This is a genomic window from Desulfamplus magnetovallimortis (genome assembly GCF_900170035.1).
Classification (GTDB): Bacteria; Desulfobacterota; Desulfobacteria; order Desulfobacterales; family Desulfobacteraceae; genus Desulfamplus; species Desulfamplus magnetovallimortis.
The window spans coordinates 617,476-638,846 of the sequence record NZ_LT828540.1; the positions used below are offsets into that span (position 1 = coordinate 617,476).

Genomic DNA, 21,371 nt, shown 5'->3' on the forward strand with positions numbered 1-21,371 from the left:
AAAAAGGATATATCATGAAGGAGATCAAAAGTTTACTTGCAGAGCTAAATCAACTGAATATCACATTGTCACTGGAACAGGGCAAACTGCGTTACAATGCCCCCAAGGGTAAGCTTTCCCCCTCAATTCGTGAACGGATAGTCAAATATAAAACTGAAATAATACAGTATCTTGAAGAGAAACAAAAACAGGATGCCTTCAGCCCTGATATTCCCATCCCACCTCAGCCGCAGGATACACCTCTTCCCCTCTCAACGGCACAGCAGAGATTCTGGTTTCTGGATCAGCTGGATCATGGTAACTCCCCTGCCTTTAACATGCCCCCCATGGTTATGAAACTTGAGGGAAACCTTGATATCAATGCCCTTAAGAAGGCTTTTAACTCCATTCTTTTACGCCATGAAGTTCTTAGGACAATCTTCCGGATGGAAAATGACCAGCCCGTACAGGTTGCTGCCCCTTTTACTGAAATGGAAATACCTGTACATGATTTAAGTGATACTCCCTTAAAATCCAACAGGGAAAAGATTAACAAGCAGGAAGAGACTGACAAACAGAAAGAGATCGACAAACAGAAAGAGATCGACAGGATCGTTTTAAGGGAAGCCGGAACCCCCTTTAATCTACAGGAGGGTGGCAGACTTTTAAGGGTGGTGCTACTCAAAACAGGTGAGAGGGAGCATTACTTTATACTCACCATGCACCATATAATTTCAGATGGATGGTCAATAGGAATTTTGGTAGAGGAGCTTGCCGCCATCTATAAAGTTATTGTCACCGGAAAATTTTCCATTTCAACCAATGAACCCAAGGATAATCAGCCCCAAGCTAATGAATCCCAGGGTATGCAGCAGGTATCAGCCGATTCCGTTAGAGAGACCACCTCCTCCGAAAACCTGGAAGATCTTGAAAAACTCCAGGAGATGGCAGGACTTGCCCCCCTTGCCATTCAATATTCTGATTATGCTGCCTGGGAAAAGGGACGTCTTGAAAGCAGTTCCCTTGCAAAACAGAAAAATTACTGGATAAAACAGCTTGAGGGTGCCCCTACCCTATTAGAGCTTCCAACGGATCATATGCGTCCCAAAATACGCCGCAACTTAGGACGCATAGAGCCTTTCAAGCTGGACTCAGAAGAAACCCTGCAACTAAAAGAGTTGTGCAGAAAAAACGGGATTACACCCTACATGGCCCTTCTTTCCATATTTGGAATAATGCTCTGCCGCTATACAGACCAGGAAGAGATAATGATCGGCTCCCCCATTTCGGTGCGTCCCCATACAGATACAGAACCCCTAATGGGTCTCTTTTTAAACACCCTTGCTTTAAGGATAGATCTAAGGGGGAATCCCGGCTTCACAGAACTTAGCCAAAGAATCAGGAAAACCGCCCTTAATGCCTACGAAAACAGTGAATACCCCTTTGACCTTCTTCTGCAGGATCTAAACATTGAAAGGAGCCTTGACAGAACTCCCATTTTTCAGGTGCTCTTTGCCCTGCAAAACGCACCCATGGGGCCTGTGGAACTTGAGGGACTTACCATCACCCCCATGCCCGCAGAGGAGCTGCACTCCCCCTTTGATCTTGTGCTCTCACTTGAAGAAACCCAAAAGGGTATTGACGGAAAATTCCGTTATAACACCGACCTTTTTGAAGCTGCTACAATAAAACGTGGCATTGAACATTACCGCCTCCTTTTAAGAGATATTCTGTTAAACCCTGAAAAGCCCATACGCCAACTTGACATGATACCTGAAAATGAGATGAAACTGCTGCATAACTGGCAGGGCGGTAGATCAAATTTTCCTGTAACTGAAACAATTATCGAACTTTTTGAAAAACAGGTGGAAAAAACTCCGGATGCCACAGCCCTTACCCTTGATAATGAACACCTTACCTACAAACAGCTTAATAACCTTGCTAATCACTTAAGCTATCAACTTTTGTCAATTAAGGGAATTGATGGAGAGAATGGATTGGAAGGGAAAAGGGTTGGGCTTTGTGCAGAACGATCCCTTGAGCTTGTTATTGGAATACTTGCAATCCTAAAGGCAGGTGCAGCATATGTCCCCCTTGACCCTGCATACCCGGATGAACGGCTTCGCCTCATTGTTGAAGATGCCGGAATTATGGTGGTTGTCGGACCTCAAGAGTTGGTTGAAGAGCTTGGGCTTAAAGGTGTCAGATCCATTGATCCTTTTGATTCCAATATAAACAACCCAAATATTTACCAGGAAAATCCTTTTCCCCGTTCCACCCCTGAATCGGTTGCCTATGTAATTTACACATCAGGCTCCACAGGACGCCCAAAAGGTGTGCAAGTTACACACTCCAATGTTGTCCGTCTTTTAACCGGAACCGAAGAGCTTTTTGGCTTTTCAAACAGAGATGTTTGGAGCCTTTTCCACTCCTTTGCCTTTGATTTTTCCGTATGGGAGCTATGGGGTGCCCTGCTTTATGGCGGCCGCCTTGTGGTTGTTCCATACAGGACAAGCAGATCCCCCCATGATTTCCACACCCTCCTTGCCCATGAAGGTGTTACTGTACTTAACCAGACACCCTCTGCATTCCGCCAGCTCATAGAAGCTGATAAAACCATGGGGGATAAAAACCCTGCCCTTGCCCTTAAATGGGTTATATTCGGGGGCGAAGCACTGGAGCCGAGGACGCTTTTGGCATGGACTGATAAATATGGTCTGGATAAACCAAAGCTCATCAACATGTATGGCATTACCGAAACCACCGTTCACGTTACCTTCCATGAAATCACCCAGGAAGATCTCATTGACGGCGGCAGCGTGATAGGACGCTCCCTGCCCGACCTTTCACTTACCCTGGTGGATTCCCACAACCAGCCTGTTGCCATTGGTGTACCGGGTGAGATGCTTGTGGGGGGTGCAGGAGTTGCAGCCGGATACCTTAACAGACCCGAGCTGAACAACGAACGTTTTGTGGATGCTGGAGTCCTCTTTGGTCAAAATCCAGCCCTTGGAGCCTTTAAATTTTCAGAAAACGAAACCTTTATCCATCAGCATACTGCACTTAAAGATTCTAAAATACCGGAAAAGAAAAGCCCGGGCAAATTATACCGAAGTGGTGACCTTGCAAGGTGGCGGGCAGATGGTATCCTGGAATATATGGGAAGGATGGATCAGCAGGTCAAGATACGTGGATTCCGCATTGAACCCGGTGAAATAGAGGCCTGCCTTACCTCCCACCCCAATGTCAGGGAAGCTGTTGTAATTGCACAGGAAAAGGAAGGAGTAGCAAAGCTTGTCGCCTATATAACCCTTGATAAACCTTCCGAACTGCCCCCATTGGATATCCAGGATCATGGCAATGGTAAAGGATATAGTGATATTAATCAAAAGGAGGAAACAGATCTTCTGCCTCCAGACTCCATTCCCGCTGTAACCGGAACAATAAGGGACTTTGCAGCCCAGCACCTTCCCGAACATATGGTTCCTTCAACAATTGTGGTTATGCAAACCCTGCCCCTTACCCCCAACGGTAAAATAGATAAAAGGGCATTGCCGGAACCTGATACGGAAAGACCTGACCTCAAGGTGGAGCTGGTGCTTCCTGTGACCCCCCTTGAATGCCTTTTAACTGATATGTGGCGTGGAATCCTTGATATTGCCACCATAGGCGTGGATGATAACTTCTTTGAACTGGGGGGGGACTCCATAAAGGGAGTTATCTTCACCAATAAACTCCAGGAAAAGTTAGAGACTGTTATCTATGTAGTGGCTCTTTTTGAAGCACCAACCATAAGGGAGTTGACCAAATATCTACACCTGCATTACCCCGATGCTGTGGAAAAACTTGACAATGAAAAAGGTGACTATCCTGAATCCACTTTAAAGGGTGGAGATATAGATATAAATGACGGTGAAAAAAATTCCCATGGAAGAATCAGTGGGGAACAGATCAGTGGAAAACAGATCAGTGGAAAACAGATCAATGGAAAACAGATCAATGGAAAACAGATCAGTGGGAAACAGATCAGAGGTGAACGGATAAGTGAAGAAAAAGTGGGACGCCTGGTCAAGGCCATAACTCCCATTGCTCCAATGCCCTCTCTTTCTTCCACCCCCCGTAATCCAAGGGCTGTATTTGTGCTATCTCCACCAAGATCCGGATCAACCCTCCTAAGGGTACTCCTTGGGGGACATCCAGATCTTTTTGCACCGCCGGAGCTGGAACTTCTCATTTTCAATACCCTGGATGAACGTAAAACTGTCTGCTCCGGCCGTGATTCATTCTGGCTTGAGGGAAACTTAAGGGCTGTGATGGAGCTTAAAGGCATTGAGGGCGATGCTGCCCGGAGCCTTATGGAGGAGTATGAAGCACAGGGAATGAGCGTAAAGGAGTTTTATGGCAAGATGCAATCATGGCTGAGCAATAGAATTTTAGTGGATAAATCCCCATCCTATGCCCTTGATATCAATGTATTGAAACGTGCAGAAGAGTATTTTGAAGATCCACTTTATATCCATCTCCACCGCCACCCCTATGGCATGATCAACTCCTTTGAGGAGGCACAGCTACACCAGATATTTTTCCGCCACCCCCATGATTTTACCCCCCGTGAACTTGCAGAGCTTATATGGCTCCATAGCCACCGAAACATTTGTAGATTTCTGGCTTCGGTACCCACACATAGGCAAACAAACATAAGCTTTGAGGAGATGACCAGTAACCCACGCTCCTCCATGGAGAGGCTGTGCAGATTCATGGGCATTGATTTTACACCGGAAATGCTTGCCCTGTATGAAGAAAAAGAGCAGAAACGCCGCATGACCGATGGTATCCACAAAGAGTCCAAAATGCTTGGGGATATCAAGTTCCACTCCCATGGCTCCATAGATTCATCGGTGGCTGAAAGATGGAGGGAGCGTTACGGCAACAATGATTTCTTAGGGGAACCCTCCTGGCATATGGCCATGGATTTAGGCTATAATAAAAGTCTATCCCCTAATATGGCCATGGATTTAGGCTATGATAAAGGTCTATCCCCTGAAAGTGTATCTCTACCCCCTCTGCCAGGCGGAGCACTGTTCCCCTCCTTTGCCCAGCAGAGGCTCTGGTTTTTAGATCAACTTGAAGGTGCAGGCGATGCCTACAATATGCCGGTGGCTGTAAAGGTTAAGGGGGCACTTGACCTGAATGCCTTGTCAGATACCCTAAAAATAATTGCCACCCGGCATGAGGGTTTAAGGAGCTTTTTTGAAACCCATGATGGCCAGCCCGTTGTGCGTATAGCTCCATATCCCCAGGAGATGGAGATCATTGATCTCTCCCATATGGATAGTGAAAAGCAGAACCTTGAGGTTTCAAGGCATCTTGAAGAGGATGCCCAGGCATCATTTGATTTAAAGAAGGGCCCCCTGTTCCGCAGTACCCTTTTGATACTTGATCAAGAAGACTCCCAAAGCCAAACCAATATATCCATAATAAATGAAGCCGTAATAATGGTGAACATGCACCATATTGTATCAGATGGATGGTCAATGGGCATATTGATAAGGGAATGGGGAGAGCTTTATAACAAACTTTCAAAGAGAGATACTATTACTGTTCAAAATTATCTTTCAGATCAGGGTAATCTTAAACCCCAGGATAATCTTTCAATGGAAGACAGCAAAAAAACAGTGCAGATTCTTCCACCCTTAACATTCCAGTATGCCGATTATGCCAGACGCCAACGGGGATGGGCTGCACAGGGGGGAATGGCCAGGAATGTAGAGTACTGGAAAGGAAAACTTAAAAATGCACCTGCCCTTTTAGAGCTGCCCACAGATCGCCCAAGGCCGCCTATACAGCGTTTCCATGGAGATACACTTGAGTTTGAGCTGCCGCAGGATATCTCCCGATCACTGAAAAAATTTGCAGATGAAAGCGGTGTATCTCTATACATGCTTCTTCTTGGTGCATTTGGAACACTACTGATGAGATATTCGGGGCAGGAAGATATCATAATTGGTTCACCATCGGCAAACCGTACCACAAAGGAGGTTGAATCTTTAATCGGTTTTTTTGTAAATACACTGGCTATGAGGCTTAATCCCCTTAAAGATTTATCATTTTCAGATTTTCTTTCCCATGTAAGGGAAACCGCCCTTGAGGCCTATGAACACCAGGAGATACCCTTTGAAAAACTGGTGGAGGAGATAAAACCCGACCGCAACCTCAGCCACTCTCCTATTTTCCAGGTTATGTTCTCCATGCAGAATACCCCTGCTACTCCCCCTGCCCTTGAAGGCGTTGAAGTAACAGTGCTGGAACAGGAAACAAAGGTGTCAAAATATGATCTCACCCTTTCCATGGGAGAATCAGAAAGAGACAAAAATACCATCATACATGGAACATTTGAGTTTAATACCGATCTTTTTGACAAAACCACAATGGAGAGGATGGCAGGACATCTCAAATATCTGCTTGGGGGCATACTGAAGGATCCTTCCTGCAAACTTAAAGCCCTGCCCATTGTTACACCGGATGAGTATAATTATATTATCAGCGATCTTAATCAGACGGTGCAAACCTTCAGCGACATAAGTACACTCCACGGACTTTTTGAGGCCCAAGTTGAAAGAACCCCAGGAAAAATTGCAGCTCAGTTTGAAAGCAGGGATCATCTCACCTTCCATGCACTAAACTGCCGTGCCAACCAGCTTGCACATAAACTGAAAGGTATGGGGGCCGGCACTGAGACCATGATTGCAGTGATTATTGAGCGTTCCATGGAAATGCTTGTATCCTTACTTGCCATCATGAAGGCAGGGTCAACCTACGTTCCCCTTGATCCGACATACCCTGCTGAACGCATACAATATATCCTGGATAACGCCGATGTTGAGATACTTCTAACCCAATCTTCTCTTATCCCCATGCTGCCCCAGCATAGTGGAAAAACCCTTTGCATTGATAAAGAGAGGGAAGCTATAAAGCAACTTCCGGAATCCAACCTGAATGCACCGGTAAAACCTGAAAATCTTGTATATGTGATATTCACATCTGGTTCCACCGGAAATCCTAAAGGTGTTATGATTCCCCATTCAAGTGCAGTTAACTTCATCAACACCATGGCAGAAGCTCCTGGCATGAAGCAGGATGACAAACTCCTTGCAGTTACCACCATAAGTTTTGATATTGCTGTACTTGAGCTTTACATGCCCCTTGCTGTGGGGGGAAGGGTTGTCATTGCCGGAGAGGAGATGACCCGTGACGGTAATCTTCTGATGCAGGCCCTTGAATCTGAAGAGATCACCATTCTCCAGGCCACCCCGGCCACTTTCAGGCTTCTTCTCGCAGCCGGATGGGAAGGTAAAAGGGATCTTAAAATCATATGCGGAGGCGAGGCTCTGCCCGGCCCCCTTGCAAAGCAGCTTGTATCCCGCACAAAGACCCTCTGGAATCAATACGGACCCACAGAAACCACTGTTTGGTCAGCCATACACAAAGTGACCAGCGAGTCAGGAGATGCACCCCAACCCATTGGACGTCCCATTGCAAACACCTTCCTTTATATATTGGATGATTCTAAGAATCCGGTTCCTGTGGGAGTTCCAGGAGAACTGTTTATAGGTGGTGATGGACTTGCACGGGGATACTGGAAACGCCCAAATCTAACAGCAGAAAAGTTTATCCATGATCCCTTTGTGGAAAAAATTATTTCCAATACACTTAAGAAACAATGTGCTTCCCATTCTCCTGGGAATCAATTTACTGGCAATCAATTTACTGGCAATCAATTTACTGAAAAGAAGGTCGGAAAAATGTATGCCACAGGTGACCTTGCAAGGTATCTGCCGGATGGTACAGTGGAATATATGGGCAGAACCGACCACCAAATAAAACTAAGGGGCTTTCGCATTGAGCTTGGTGAGATTGAACATGCACTTTCAAAACTTCCTGGTGTTGGAACGGGTGCAGTGGTTGCGGAGCAGGATAATGACGGTGCTGTTAAACGTATAGTTGCCTTTTATGTTCCTGATCTGGATTATGACAACCTTAAGGAGATTGAGCCGGAGCTTTTAAGAAGGAAAATTGCAGGAAAACTGCCCGAATATATGGTTCCCTCTATTTTTGTCCCCATTGATGAGATGCCCCTTACACCCAACGGCAAAATAAACCGCAGGGCACTTGAGATACCAAAGGGCATGGCCACATCCTTGCAAAATAAAACAGTCCTTCCTTCAAGGGATACATTGGAGATGCAACTGATAAATATATGGGAGGAAGTACTTGAAGTGCATCCCATTGGAGTTCGTGATAATTTCTTTGATCTTGGAGGACACTCCCTTATAGCCGTGCGTCTCATGTCCCAGATCATACGCCATTTTAAATGTCATCTGCCCTTGGCTGCCCTGTTCCAGGGTGCAACTGTGGAAGCCATGGCACGTCTTATCAGAACAACAGGACAAGGTACAAGTGATGTATCCGATAAAACATCCACAGACCATAATTTAACTAATGATGGAAGAGCCTCTTTAGTAAATATGCTATGGGATTCCTTGGTGCCCATACAGCCAAAGGGAGACTTAACACCCCTATTCTGTATTCCAGGTGCCGGCGGCAATGTTGTTTATTTCAATGAACTTGCAAGGGCAATGGGAGCCAACCGCCCCCTTTACGGACTCCAGCCCCCGGGACTCGATGGTGTTACCCCTCCCCATGAAACCGTGGAGGAGCTTGCCGCCCATTATATTGAATCCATAAAAAAGGTGCAGCCATCGGGGCCATATCTTATTATGGGTCACTCATTTGGTGGACTTGTGGCTTTTGAAATGGCAAGGCAGATTCAAATGGCAGTACAGCCTCAAATTACAGTGAAGCCCCCCCAAAAGCCCCAAATAAAAGAACAGACTCATAATGCCGAGGAAGAGGTTATAAAGGTAATACTCATCGACACCCCTGCCCCGAAGTTCTTTGAGCCAACTGGAGAGGATTGGGATGAGGCCACATGGCTCTGCCAGGTTGCTGCCATTGCAGGGCACCAATATGGAGCTGACCTTGGAATTGATTATGAAATCCTTTCCCCGCTTTCACCTGAAGAACAGCTGAAAAAATTGCACCAAAGTCTTAAAAGATGTGATATATTGCCCCCTGAAGCTGAAATTTCCCATTTCAAGGGATTTATTGAAGTATATAAAACAAATCTTAAGGCACGTTATTCACCCAACATTACAGAAACAAATGCCAGGCCACACAAAATCACTGATATAGAAGATATAATTCTGCTGAGGTCAAGGGATGAACAGCCTGAAAATATCGCAAGTGACAGGATGCTTGAATTAAGATCCATAAAAGACTTAGGATGGTGTGAATCCACAGGGGTCTCCATGAAAGTAATGGAGATACCCGGCGACCACCTTACAATGCTTCAATCTCCCAATGTTAAAGTGCTTGCAGATGCCATTCAAAGCACCATTTAAAGGAAAATAATATGAATACTGTTGGAGTACAACAAGCTATAAGTACATTACCAGAAATTATAAAATCAACTATTGATAATTGTGAGGAAACAGTTATTGTTTCTGATTCAGGATCAGTAGTATTAATAGATCAACGCGAGTGGGATAATATATCAGAAACGTTACGCCTTTTTCACGATAAAAAATCACTGAAAGCATTAATCGAAGGGCATGAAGTAAGAGATAAAGGACTTATCCCCACTTCTATTACTACTGAAGAGGCATTTTATGACCTACAAACTGAATATTCTAAAAAATGCAAATGATGATTTAAACTGGTTCAGAAAACATGATAGAAAAAATTATATTAAAGCTTTTGATCTCGTTAGAGAAACCATAGAAAATCCAAGGTCTGGAATCGGTAAACCCGAACGTTTAAAATATTTTGAAAAAGAAGTTTATAGTAGGCGAGTAAACCATAAAGACAGAATGATATACACAATCTATGAAGATACTAAGGAGATAGATATCTCCTCATTTAGAGGACATTATTAGTTGAATGTTACACATTTATATAATATTTTAAAAATCGCAACTCTTATCAGACCCGGAGCTGCTTTATAAACGCAGCACCATAATATATATAACCCTAAATGTAGCAAGGAGAAACCTATGAAAAAATTGAGTCTAATGATTTGCTTTAGTTTTATTCTATTCTCTTCCACCTTTGTCTTTGGAGATGAGAATCTCCCTGATTTTGTTGTTGACAATCCACACTTTGAAGCTGGAGCAGGTCCGGTTGTTGCAGTTGATGCCGCACACAACAACGAACATACCCTGGAACATAAATTTGGAGGTTTTGGAAAACTTGCTGAAACAGACGGTTTCACAGTGCAGCCACTGACAAGCACATTCTCTGCTGATAGCCTTGCAGGTGTGGATATACTTGTGAGTGCCACTGCAATGGATGCTGTAAATGCAGCCATTACAGATCCAGACAATGATGGATGGGTACTTGCATTTGATCCTGCAACCTTTGTATATCCAATGTCTGCATACACAGATGAAGAGGTAGCTGCTGTAAAAGAGTGGGTTAAAAATGGCGGCTCATTGATGCTTGTAACCGACCACATGCCCTTCCCTGCTTCACAGCAAAAACTGGCCAAAGCCTTTGGTGTTATTTTTGAAAACTCCTTTGCCTTTGATTCACAATTTTTACTGCTCCTTGCAAGCGGTGGACAGATCGGCGGCAATATGGGTAACCTGCTTAAGTTCTATGCAGATCCAGCCTCTGCTTCTGGCAGCAATGGAAAACTTCACTCCCATGATATTACAAATGGCTTAGGTTACGTAACTTCCTTTACGGGAAGCGGTATGCACGTAATATCCGGTGTAACCTATCAACCCCTTATGGAGATGGGGGATGGCGTACTTATGCACTTTCCCTACAACCATGTAACATACTCAGATCTTCCCCAAAACCAGTTATCACTACCCTTGGGTAATGGTGTGCTTCAGGGTCTGACACTTTCATATGGCAAGGGGCGTGTGGCAATATTTTCTGAAGCTGCAATGTTCTCAAGCGTTCCATCGCCAATGGATCCAAGTATTCAAAATGGTGTACTCCATCCAGAGGCGGAATTTAACCAGGATTTTGCTCTCAATACCCTGTTCTGGCTTGCCAATACCGAGAGCAGTTCAGGCTGCGTGGTACTTGGTGACGATTTCAGCTTTACCCTTCCTAACCTAAAAATGTCAGGGCTTTCATTCAGTGCACGTTTTACCTATGCAGGTGGAACTGCTTTTAAACTGGATATGAATTCAGTGGGTGCTGCAGATACAACTGCTGAAGCCATTGAATTTGGAGCTATACTAAATATTAAATGCATGAATATACTGGGGCAGGGTTTCACTGTTATACTGAAGTCACCTACAGGTAATCTGATGGATTGGGCTGTTGACCTTGATGAGATAGTCATGAACTAATAGGTTTCCAGAAAATTTATTTTTTTCTGGAATTATATGCTTCCAGAAATAGCTGAACATTATCATCCATGGATACGGTTTTTTCTTCCATGGATGATAATATTGAACCCATTACCATAACCGGCAAAATAAAAGAACGAATCTGCCTGTTTGCAAACACATCCGTAAGCCAGGTTAATCCAATACCAATGGATGCAACTGCAACCGGACTAAGGAAAAGAAAAATTGCCGGCAACAATGACTGGAGAAGGGGTTTGGCAATATAGAAAGATGCAACTCCTGAAAGGGCAATAGCAATTTTTGCACCTGCAAGATAAACAGTATAACGACCCATGGTGATCAGCGTAGTAATGGCCACACCTAATGATTGATCATACAGAGCACGTCTGACAGTTTCATGGGAAAAATTATCAATCCCAAGAATATTTTTTATCTCTTCCTGTGCATCTTCAGGCATTGATTGTAAAATATCCATGACTTTTTTTACAGCATCTTTCTGAAAATCAGCATCTTTTTGTCTGAAAATTTCTGACAAACCTTGAATAATTTTTCCAAGCAGATGCTGAACCATCTCATTTGATGATGTGCCTTGAAACCCTTTATCAACTTTACGGTATAATTCAACTGTCTTGAATTCAATCTCAAGACCAGTTGAATGCAGTGTATGGATATCAAAGAACTCTGGTATATCTATTGTGCAAAAACGCAATATCTCATTTAATTTCCAGATTCTCAGCGTAACAGGATCAAGCCTTGAGGCAGAAGCAGATTTCAGGCTCAAGTAATCACCAAGGAGATCTTCATTGGAAAGCCATCCGGTGAACTTGTGCTGCATAATATTTCTAAATGTAAGGTGATGCCAAAGACCCAATTGCCCGGCAAGGGAATCCTTATTTTCCACAATAAGTCCACTGATAAATTGACTGCTGTTGTTCTCCATAATGGTTATACCTTTTATAATTGATCTGGGGGATTATTCGATCAAGGAAAATGTTTGCCATAGTCATACCAAATTTGGGCATGCTTCATGATCACTTTACACTTTCTGAAGCCAGGCTCCAGTTTACAGGGAATTCCCACAAAAAAAGTGTAAAGTATTTTTATGGAAATATGAAGTATGCCCAAATTTAGTTTGCAGAATTGTAAATCATTCCCACCAACAGAGTCAATATTCTTCCTTTTTAACATTAGGAATGAGAATGAAATAAGGTTCTCAATTAAAATTCTCAGACCTCAGACCTGATAACGGTCATCCGTTTTGAAAAGTGCAAATTATTTAAGACTCATCCTTAAGGAAACAGCAAAAATGAACGAACGCATTGAACAGGCAAGGGAGATAGTAAAAAAATATATGTGGATATCTTCGGGTGCCGGCATAATTCCTGTTCCCATTTTAGATATTTCCATTATTACAGCAGTTCAACTCAAAATGATATCCTGCCTTGCAAAGCACTATGAAATACCATTTTCAAAGTCAATTACACAATCAATTATAACTTCACTGGGAAGCACTATTACTATAAGCAGCGGCTCCAGAGGAATTATTGGAAGCACATTAAAGGCCATTCCGGTCTTAGGCAATTTGAGTGCCCCTTTTATTATGCCTACCTTTGCCGGCACAGCCACATATGCACTTGGTATTGTCTTTATTCAGCATTTTGAATCAGGCGGAACATTTCTTGATCTTGACCCTGATAAAACAAGGGAATTTTACAAAAAGGAATTTATTAAAAAAAGCCAAGCATATTAAGAAGAACATGTGATTTACCATCTGATATCAAAAAAATTGACTCATTAATTCTTAAATGATAGTTACTTCATAAAGTTAAAATCAACAATAAAATTTTCCAAATATTTTATTGTTTAATACTACTTTGTTAGCTTATCTTTTTTTGCTGTCTTAAATGCAGGATAACCTGGATGAAAAGGATATTCAGGATACTTAATCCTGTCTTACCCTGTTAATCCAAGGTATCCTGATTCAGACAATTTATAGAAGTTCACAAAAGTAGAATTAATCTAACGGAGGAAAAAAATGAAAACGGAGGAAAAAATGAACAAACTTGTTAAATGTTTTATTGTTATCTCTCTACTCATGCTATCCTTAACATCTGTACCCCAGGCAGCGGAGAGCGAAAAGGAAACAAGCTGGATATCCAGCGGTCAGGAACTTGGTCTTGGCCCCTGGTGGAAAAAGACAGCCCATAGATTTGATCCCATACCGGATCCCCTGCTTTATCATCTTGAAGGAAGTATAGCCTTTACAAAGCTAAGTGGAAATGTTGACGCTGAGATAATGAAGGCAGATGCTGATCTTTTTTTGAGGAAAAGACTTCTAACCAGTCTCACGAGCTTTCATTCCACAGCCAATGATACAGAGCTAAATATGAAAAACAAACAGATCACCGTTGATAAATATGATTTCAACCAGATGCTGGCATATGATATCTCTGACAAACTCTCCTTTGGTGGCGGTTTCATGTGGAAAAGAGATAATGCTCGATTTCTGCTTGATCGCTGGACATACTACCTTGGTGCCAACTATTCATTTTTTATAGATCCCCCTTTTATTCTTAAATTAGGTGCATATTATGGGTATGAAGATAATACCTATGATACAGACTACATAGAGGAAGACAGTGCAGAAGCAGCCCCCCTCTGGGATCTTCCTCAAGTTGGTGGAATGCCGGAGACCTATGATTCAGATGGTATCCGTTTCATGGAAAACATGACAATAATGCTCAATGAAAGGGTGGTTTTCCTCCACTCCTTTGATTATATGATGTATATGAAAGATTCTAAATACTACCACTGGAACACAGCATTTACCATTCAGGTGGGTATTACTAAAACCATATCTTTCTTTACAAGATATGAGATAAACTATGAAAAGAGTCTTCTCGCAGAACGATATGGCAATTTCTTTCAAGCAATGAAAGACCATTTAAATGTTTATGGATATGATGTAGTTGCCAAAGATGAAGCCATAATTGCAGGCCTAAAATTCAGCCTATAAGATTTGATATTGTATTTTCCATTTTACCCCTTTTCGCCTCCATTATCTAAAAAGGCTGAAGAGGGGTATTTTACATCTGATTCAATCATTTTACCATGAAAATGACTATCATTTTTATACTTGGGGGTGATTGATACGTAATCATGCCCGTTTACCTAAAAACTTTCTGCGATATGCTAAATGAATCTATTGACATTATATAAAAAAGAAGCCACTAAATCCGGTACTCCTGTTCTTGTCATGGCTCTTGTCTCAGGTATTTTCCAGGGCCTTATACTGGGTATCATTACAAATGCAGCATCAGAAGGCTCAGAGGATCTTGCATATTTCAAATATCTTGGACTTTTTGCAGTGAGCTTTGCCATTGCCATTTTAGGTAAACATTATGCCTTGACAGAATCAACCCGTCTTGCAGAGATCATGATCAAAAACATAAGGATGAGAATCTCTGATAAAATACGAAATTCTGAACTCCTTTTCCTTGAAAACATAGGCAAATCAGAGGTCTATACCCTTATTACCCAGAATACAAACCTCATATCTGAATCTGTTGTTCTAATAATAAATGCCTGCCAGGCCGGCATTGTACTGGTTTGTTGTCTTTTTTATATAGCATATCTCTCACAGCTCTCCTTTCTGATAACCCTTGCTGCCATATTTGCAGGCATATTTACCTTTATGATGCACCAGAATTCCATAGACAGCGAACTTCGTCAAACAACAATAAAGGAAACCCAGTTTTTTGATATGCTTTATAATATTTTAGATGGTTTTAAAGAGCTGAAAATCAATCGAAATAAAAGCGATGAATATTTTAGCAATGTCAAAAAAGTTGCCGATGAAACAGAAGCTCTTAAAATTCAGACTGGATTTCGATTTGTTATTGAAATCATGTTTTCCCAGGTTTTTTTCTATATCTTAATAGCTGTTATTGTATTCCTGCTTCCAAAATTCAACTATATGGAGGGGGATCTGGTGATCAAGGTAACCACTGCTGTACTTTTTATCATAGGCCCTGCAAATCAGCTTGTAACTGCCATCCCCCTTGTATCAAGGGCAAATATTGCCGTTGAAAACATTTACTCCCTTGAGAACAGACTTGACAAGGCATCTAAACCCTATCAGGCAAAAGGTGTCGTGCCTGTCTCTAAATTTGACTCATTCAAAAAAATTGAATTTAAGGATATCAAATTCTCCTACCTTGACAATAATAACAATCCCCTTTTCTCATTGGGGCCACTTAATATGGATGTATCTTCTGGGGAGATCATATTCATTGTTGGAGGTAATGGCAGTGGTAAATCATCATTTATGAAACTTGTGACTGGGCTATACTATCCAGTATCAGGACAAATCCTACTTGATGGCACTCCCATTGACGGCGTAACCTATCCAGCTTACAGGGAACTCTTTTCTGTTATATTTAGTGACTTTCACCTTTTTGACAAACTGTATGGTTTTGTTAATATTGATGAAAACAGAGTTTCCTACTTACTTAAAACCATGCAGCTTGAAAAAAAGACAGAGTTAATAGATAAAGGGTTCACCAATATCAACCTCTCTACTGGTCAAAGAAAACGACTGGCAATGATTGTGGCAATGCTTGAAAATAGATCCATATGTGTATTTGATGAATGGGCGGCAGATCAAGATCCAATATTCAGGGAATTTTTCTATAAAACTCTTCTACAGGAGATGAAAAAGGAAGGCAAAACAGTTATTGCTGTCAGCCATGATGATCGTTATTTCCACATGGCAGACAGAATAATTAAAATGGAATATGGTCAATTTGTATAGAATTACCTTAAAAGTGCAGCAGAGATAATTCTACCAATTTCAGGAATATGATTAAAAATGAAAAAATGATCCCCTGGAAACGTTTTTATCCCTATATTATAACTGGTTACATCCTGCCACTTTAAGGCATCTTCATAGGTTGTTTTCTCACTCTCTCCTATCAAAACAGTTAACGGGACATCCAAAGGTGGAAGATCAACATAATTATAATTATCAACGGCCTGAAAATCAGCCTTTAAAACAGGAATAAAAAGGTCCATCAAATCTTTTTCAGCAGCAACTTCTCTTGGCATACCACCATATTCCATAACTTTTTCAATAAAATGGTGGCGGGGAAGAAGGTGGAAATTTTTATCCTCTTCTTTTATTGGAATGGAAGGAGCCTGACGGCCGGAACAAAATAGATGGGACGGTAAAGGAAGTCCTGAATTTTCAATGGATCTGCACAGTTGATATCCCACAAGAGCTCCCATGCTATGACCATATATTGCATAAGGAATCCCAGAAGAGATGTCATTTAGGAGCAAAGAAAGTGTGAAATCAGATAACATATTAATATCTGTTAAAAGAGTTTCCCTGAGCCTCTTCCCATGTCCTGGAAAATCAATAGGTACAATTTCAATTTGTTCATCTATGTGTTTTACAAATTCTCTGTAAGCATAGGAACTGCCACCTGCATAGGGAAGGCAGTAAAGGTTTATTTTTTTCTAAACGACATAACACCAAATCTTTTTTAGTTTCATATAAACCTCCATGTTTGCTGAAGCATCACAACGAAACATGAAAGTATTTTTTAAAACAGCCACTTATATGAAGGCTCTCTTCCTCATTTACCGTGAAAATTACTATCATTTTTATACTTGGGGGTGATTGATACGCAATCATGTCAGTTTACTATTTTTTCCTGGCTTCTGTTTATCTGGACGTGGATCTGAAGCAAATACAACAATTAACCCAATCAAAGGGGTTAAAAGAAGCGAACAAAAGAAATATCCCCAAAAGCCAAACTTCCTGTTTCTTCCCAATAAAGCAACAATATAGCTAAATACAATAATCAGAATAATAAAAATCATAAAATATGTTCTCCTTAAAAACGGTTTTTAATAACTTGTCCATTTACCTCCCCCTCTCGCAGAAGTTGTTAGGGGGAGAATAGATAAAAATGGTACATTCAAGTTATTTCCGACTCATTTTATTTTTTTATTGAAGACTCAAGCTCTTCTTTCCCTCTATTAAACACTTCACCATCTTCCACTTTATCATTAATATTAGAGTTTTCTTCTTGAATATCAGATTTATCTTCAGGGATCTGCTCTGTATCATCCATATTGCTATTTTTTTCCTGACTATTTTTTAATACAGATGTTTGATTTTGGCTGTGACCATTGGAGTAATTTTCAGTATCGGCATTAAAAATAATAGGGAGTCCATTTTTACCGCTCCCCACAATAATAACCTTTGTGTTTGAAGATTGAGCAAGCTCAAGGGTCGCCATAATTCCTTTCCACTCAAGAAGTTCAGAGGATAAGCTCTCTGCAATAATATTTTGATATTGTCTTATACCAATTGCCTCTTTCTCTTTTCTCTCAATTTCTCTATCTGCCTTCTGAATCCGAAATTCATATTCAAGATATTGCTGCTGATGTTTTAGTTTTTGCTCAATGGCATCATTAATTAACTCCGGCAACATAATATTTTCAACTATAAAGTCATCATAAACAATCGGAATTCTACCAGTTTCCTCAACAACTTCAACAAGCAATTTATCCTGAATCAAATGCCGTGCTGTGGTATAAATCTCTTCTGGTTTATATTCACCAACAACCTCCCTTACAGAAGATATAACTGATGGTATAATAATTTTATCCAAATAATCAGGCCCTACCATTTTATGAAGATATGGAAGTTCGCCTCTAACAACATGATACCTTATGGATACAATAACCTCAATTGTAAGTCCATTTTGGCTTAACACACCCACAGTCTGCTTATGCTCATGGATACGGATATCATATACATACATTTTATCCCATGGAAAGATTACATTCAAACCCTCATCATACACTCTATTTGTAACAGTTCCTTTGTTAATTATTCTCTTAAACAATACACCTGCTTCCCCCGGATATATTGTTATAAAAATATAATCAATCAAGAAAATGAAAAAGAACAATAGAATCAAAAATGCAACAATAATAAGTCCAGATTTTTCTTTAATTTTTTCGGTAAGTTTCATCAAAAACTCATCTCTTTAATTTTCGCCATTATTAAAACCATGAACTTCATGGGAACACTATTCGGAAAAGTCCTCAAGTGTATTCCCTCTCCAATATTTATCAAGGCAAACTTCTACACAAAGAGCTTCTATGTCACGACAGTCTGCTTCGATAGCTTCCACTGCAAGTTCACCGTTGCAGAGTGAGAATGCAAGTGGACAATCACGAACACATCTCATAAAGGCTCCTATACTTGGAGCAGATTTTATCTGCTCCCTTGCAGTGATCAAAATCTTAAAAATATAATACTTACGGCAATTGTTAAGCCTTAGTGAATAATCAGATGTTTCGGAATAACACTTGATGCGTTCATCAATAAGTTCAAGCCATAAATCCTTAAGATCAGAAGCTTCAGATGCTTTAATCATATTATATGTTTCGATTATTGCTCCGTAGGGTGATTTTTTTCCCATATTTTGATCATAATTGATATTAACCGGCATAAAAATAATACACCCTACAATCAAAAATAAAAAAATCCGAAATTTGTTTTTCTTTCTCATATTAATCAAAATTTTCTCTTTTGAGAACCTTTGTAATTACAAGATCTCAATTTTTTGTTTTGGCAAATTTTTAACATCCTATTGGCTTTTTATTAGAAAGTTTTTATATATTAGTATGTTACGGAGGCCTTCTAATAAAGACTTTCAACTTTTCGATTGTGGAGGGAATCCGCCATGTACGTTATAGAAGTTATCTGGCATCCTTCTTTTGGCCGTCGGTTTACATTTTACAAATCACATCATTGTCCATTTTCCTGAAACCTCAAATTAGAAAATGTAAAGTACTTTTGGGATGACATGAAGAATGCCAATTATTTCTATATTTTTTCACAACAGAACTCAAGCCTATTCTTTTAAAATGATGTTAAGTTGAGTTTTTGTTAATTCATATGCAGGCATCTTTCATTTGTCGGTTTACACTTTTTTTGAACCATGATTTTCATGATTAAGGGATTACCTTGATTTTTAATCGTGTTAATCCTTAAATCCTTTAATCATGGTTCAGAATTTTTCGAAAAGTGTAAACTAATTTTGAGTTGCTATGAAGGATGTCCATATGCACTGATTTTCTCTGATTCTAATTTGCCACTGTTTTGCAAAATAACTATATTGCAAAATAACTATATCAGCATCCCGCATAAAAACAGACAACTCAAAGCGGCATTTGGTCACAGAGAAGATAGAGTTCCATTTAGTTACAGTTCTGAATCGAAATCAACAATCTGCCCATTTTCTATTATCATCTCTTCTGCCACAGGAAGGGCTTCATCCATTCCTACTACTGTAACCATGAGCCTATATTTCCCTGGTGGGACTATAAAATGTCTCCACAATGTTGACTTGTTGCCATGTGGTGGACGTGCCTGAAGAACAGCTTTTGATGTTATTGCAGGAGAAGATTCCCCATCTTCCATTGTATCTGCTTTTGCATCACTGAAAAGTGGATACAAATCCCATCCGGAAATGTCAGTTGAAGTCACTTCCTTGAAAACGATTCCAGAATCAAGTGTGACAACGCTCTCTTCTCCTGACTTTACAATCACATCTGTTGCTATTAAAGTTGGTTCAGGACTGTGTGCGTAATGAAAAAGAATATCATATTTACCTGGAAGGAGAGCCTTTGGCCTGAAGTTGTAATATCCATTATTGTTGTTATGTACAACCACTACTGCTTCTCCGGAGCCTGATTCAGCAACAATTACATGTTCCACAGGAGCGTTATCTTCAAGTACCTTTGAGATGTTAAAAACGATACCACCAAGTTTTATATCCCTTGTCTCTCCGCCCCCAACCATAAATTTTCCAAGATTGGTAACCGTTGGTTGACCATAATTGGGGGTTGCAAAGAGATATTGAACTTCATATTCCCCTGCCATCAGAGGATGGGTTGTTTCAGCAGCAAGCCTTTCAGTCTCTTTGACCACTTTGCCGTCCGACACCCTAATAATCTTAAGTCCCGCCATTCCCCTTGTTGTACTTTCCGGCATTATAAGCCTTATTTTGGCAAGCCCGGTTTTCACTTTAACCTGGGAGCTTTTTGCCTTCTCAACCTCAACCTTTTTGGTGATATCACCTGCAATTGTGTTCAATGCCCCAAGAAGAGAATCTGTATCCCCGGCAGCAAGGTATTGTCCGCCACCTGCCTCTGCAATGCAGTTTAGCTGACCCTCTTCATCATCTGCCACCCCAAAGCCAACAACATGGAGGATAAACTTTATTCCTGTATCCTTGAGAGCTTTTACAATATTGCAGGGATCAGCAACACAGGTTTCAATGCCATCGCTTACAAGCACCACAGTGGTTTCATTCTCTTTTGTCTTCAACTGCTCAACCACAGTGCTTACAGCATCAGTAATGGGTGTTTTGCCTTTGGGTTGAAGGGCATTGACCTTTTCAAGCAGCCCAGCCCTGTCGTCACTGCCTGAAGAGACAAGAACCTCAATATCACTGCAATCTCCCTTACGGCGGTGACCATAGGCCACAAGCCCCACTTTTACCTCCGGAGCAAGGGCAGGAACAATGGTTCTCATTACAGCCTTTGCAGATTCAATCTTGGTTTTGTCTCCTGCCTTTCCCCACATGCTTCCGGATGCATCTACTATAAAGGTTACCTCAGGATAGGAGGAAGCTCCGGCTGATTCCACAAAAGCAAAAAGAGCAAGGAAAAGAATAAGGGCAAAAAGAGCGTTTTGTTTTTCAGATGAACGATAACATTTTCTCATACAGTTTTACCTCCCCATGGTTTTTGATCTGTAAACAATCCCATGTAAACAACTTTTTACGTGTCAACTCAAATTGATACTAACTGACAATCAAGCATTATCAATTTCATTAATATTTTATCTTTTTGTTTCAAATATTAACATATAACAGC

13 protein-coding genes are annotated in these 21,371 nt (G+C 41.0%); 7 read left to right on the plus strand and 6 right to left on the minus strand.

Features of this window, described 5'->3' with window-relative positions; genetic code table 11:
- The first annotated feature begins 14 nt into the window (after positions 1–14).
- The 4 genes from MTBBW1_RS02470 to MTBBW1_RS02485 all read left to right on the plus strand — a co-directional run bounded on the left by MTBBW1_RS02470 (position 15) and on the right by MTBBW1_RS02485 (position 11,405).
- A complete protein-coding gene (locus MTBBW1_RS02470; RefSeq protein ID WP_080798675.1) occupies positions 15–9,440 on the plus strand; it encodes a non-ribosomal peptide synthetase in 9,426 nt (3,141 codons plus the stop codon).
- Positions 9,441–9,451: 11 nt separating this feature from the next.
- Positions 9,452–9,745, plus strand: a complete 294-nt coding sequence (locus MTBBW1_RS02475) for a hypothetical protein (protein ID WP_080798677.1) — start codon at positions 9,452–9,454, stop codon at positions 9,743–9,745.
- On the plus strand, positions 9,708–9,974 hold the full coding sequence (locus MTBBW1_RS02480; protein ID WP_080798679.1) for a Txe/YoeB family addiction module toxin: 267 nt from the start codon (positions 9,708–9,710) through the stop codon (positions 9,972–9,974). The genes MTBBW1_RS02475 and MTBBW1_RS02480 overlap by 38 nt, the downstream gene beginning before the upstream one ends.
- Positions 9,975–10,091: 117 nt before the next feature.
- Complete coding sequence (locus MTBBW1_RS02485; RefSeq protein WP_080798682.1) at positions 10,092–11,405, plus strand: hypothetical protein; 1,314 nt, start codon at positions 10,092–10,094, stop codon at positions 11,403–11,405.
- Positions 11,406–11,421: 16 nt separating this feature from the next.
- Here MTBBW1_RS02485 and MTBBW1_RS02490 read toward each other — a convergent pair whose 3' ends face one another.
- Positions 11,422–12,345 (minus strand): hypothetical protein, encoded by a 924-nt coding sequence (locus MTBBW1_RS02490; RefSeq protein ID WP_080798685.1) that lies wholly within the window; start codon positions 12,343–12,345, stop codon positions 11,422–11,424.
- Positions 12,346–12,711: 366 nt separating this feature from the next.
- Between MTBBW1_RS02490 and MTBBW1_RS02495 the strand changes: the two genes are divergently transcribed.
- The 3 genes from MTBBW1_RS02495 (at position 12,712) to MTBBW1_RS02505 (ending at position 16,218) form a co-directional block, all read left to right on the plus strand.
- Positions 12,712–13,155 (plus strand): YcjF family protein, encoded by a 444-nt coding sequence (locus tag MTBBW1_RS02495; protein WP_080798688.1) that lies wholly within the window; start codon positions 12,712–12,714, stop codon positions 13,153–13,155.
- 303 nt (positions 13,156–13,458) lie between these two features.
- Positions 13,459–14,421, plus strand: coding sequence for a DUF481 domain-containing protein (locus tag MTBBW1_RS02500; RefSeq protein ID WP_186441045.1), 963 nt, complete (start codon positions 13,459–13,461; stop codon positions 14,419–14,421).
- Between the two features lie 180 nt (positions 14,422–14,601).
- A complete protein-coding gene (locus MTBBW1_RS02505) occupies positions 14,602–16,218 on the plus strand; it encodes a cyclic peptide export ABC transporter (RefSeq protein WP_080798693.1) in 1,617 nt (538 codons plus the stop codon).
- Positions 16,219–16,220: 2 nt separating this feature from the next.
- Here MTBBW1_RS02505 and MTBBW1_RS02510 read toward each other — a convergent pair whose 3' ends face one another.
- The 5 genes from MTBBW1_RS02510 to MTBBW1_RS02530 form a co-directional block, all read right to left on the minus strand.
- Positions 16,221–16,919: a thioesterase II family protein gene (locus MTBBW1_RS02510; protein ID WP_080798697.1), complete on the minus strand. Its 699-nt coding sequence runs from the start codon at positions 16,917–16,919 to the stop codon at positions 16,221–16,223.
- Between the two features lie 180 nt (positions 16,920–17,099).
- Positions 17,100–17,291, minus strand: coding sequence for a hypothetical protein (locus MTBBW1_RS02515; protein WP_080798700.1), 192 nt, complete (start codon positions 17,289–17,291; stop codon positions 17,100–17,102).
- A 119-nt stretch (positions 17,292–17,410) separates the two neighbouring features.
- Positions 17,411–18,454 (minus strand): prohibitin family protein, encoded by a 1,044-nt coding sequence (locus tag MTBBW1_RS02520; RefSeq protein WP_080798703.1) that lies wholly within the window; start codon positions 18,452–18,454, stop codon positions 17,411–17,413.
- A gap of 57 nt (positions 18,455–18,511) precedes the next feature.
- Positions 18,512–18,907: a hypothetical protein gene (locus MTBBW1_RS02525; protein WP_139786636.1), complete on the minus strand. Its 396-nt coding sequence runs from the start codon at positions 18,905–18,907 to the stop codon at positions 18,512–18,514.
- Between the two features lie 785 nt (positions 18,908–19,692).
- The gene (locus tag MTBBW1_RS02530; protein WP_080798707.1) at positions 19,693–21,219 is read right to left on the minus strand and encodes a vWA domain-containing protein; all 1,527 of its coding nucleotides are present in this window, start codon (positions 21,217–21,219) and stop codon (positions 19,693–19,695) included.
- Positions 21,220–21,371: the final 152 nt, after the last annotated feature.

Excerpts from the sequence above, each read along its gene's own strand:
- MTBBW1_RS02470 (WP_080798675.1), top strand. The coding sequence starts at position 15 with ATGAAGGAGATCAAAAGTTTACTTGCAGAGCTAAATCAACTGAATATC.
- MTBBW1_RS02485 (WP_080798682.1), top strand. The coding sequence starts at position 10,092 with ATGAAAAAATTGAGTCTAATGATTTGCTTTAGTTTTATTCTATTCTCT.
- MTBBW1_RS02480 (WP_080798679.1), top strand. The coding sequence starts at position 9,708 with ATGACCTACAAACTGAATATTCTAAAAAATGCAAATGATGATTTAAAC.
- MTBBW1_RS02500 (WP_186441045.1), top strand. The coding sequence starts at position 13,459 with ATGAACAAACTTGTTAAATGTTTTATTGTTATCTCTCTACTCATGCTA.
- MTBBW1_RS02495 (WP_080798688.1), top strand. The coding sequence starts at position 12,712 with ATGAACGAACGCATTGAACAGGCAAGGGAGATAGTAAAAAAATATATG.
- MTBBW1_RS02475 (WP_080798677.1), top strand. The coding sequence starts at position 9,452 with ATGAATACTGTTGGAGTACAACAAGCTATAAGTACATTACCAGAAATT.
- MTBBW1_RS02525 (WP_139786636.1), bottom strand. The coding sequence starts at position 18,907 with ATGGGAAAAAAATCACCCTACGGAGCAATAATCGAAACATATAATATG.
- MTBBW1_RS02530 (WP_080798707.1), bottom strand. The coding sequence starts at position 21,219 with ATGAGAAAATGTTATCGTTCATCTGAAAAACAAAACGCTCTTTTTGCC.
- MTBBW1_RS02520 (WP_080798703.1), bottom strand. The coding sequence starts at position 18,454 with ATGAAACTTACCGAAAAAATTAAAGAAAAATCTGGACTTATTATTGTT.
- MTBBW1_RS02505 (WP_080798693.1), top strand. The coding sequence starts at position 14,602 with ATGAATCTATTGACATTATATAAAAAAGAAGCCACTAAATCCGGTACT.
- MTBBW1_RS02515 (WP_080798700.1), bottom strand. The coding sequence starts at position 17,291 with ATGATTTTTATTATTCTGATTATTGTATTTAGCTATATTGTTGCTTTA.
- MTBBW1_RS02490 (WP_080798685.1), bottom strand. The coding sequence starts at position 12,345 with ATGGAGAACAACAGCAGTCAATTTATCAGTGGACTTATTGTGGAAAAT.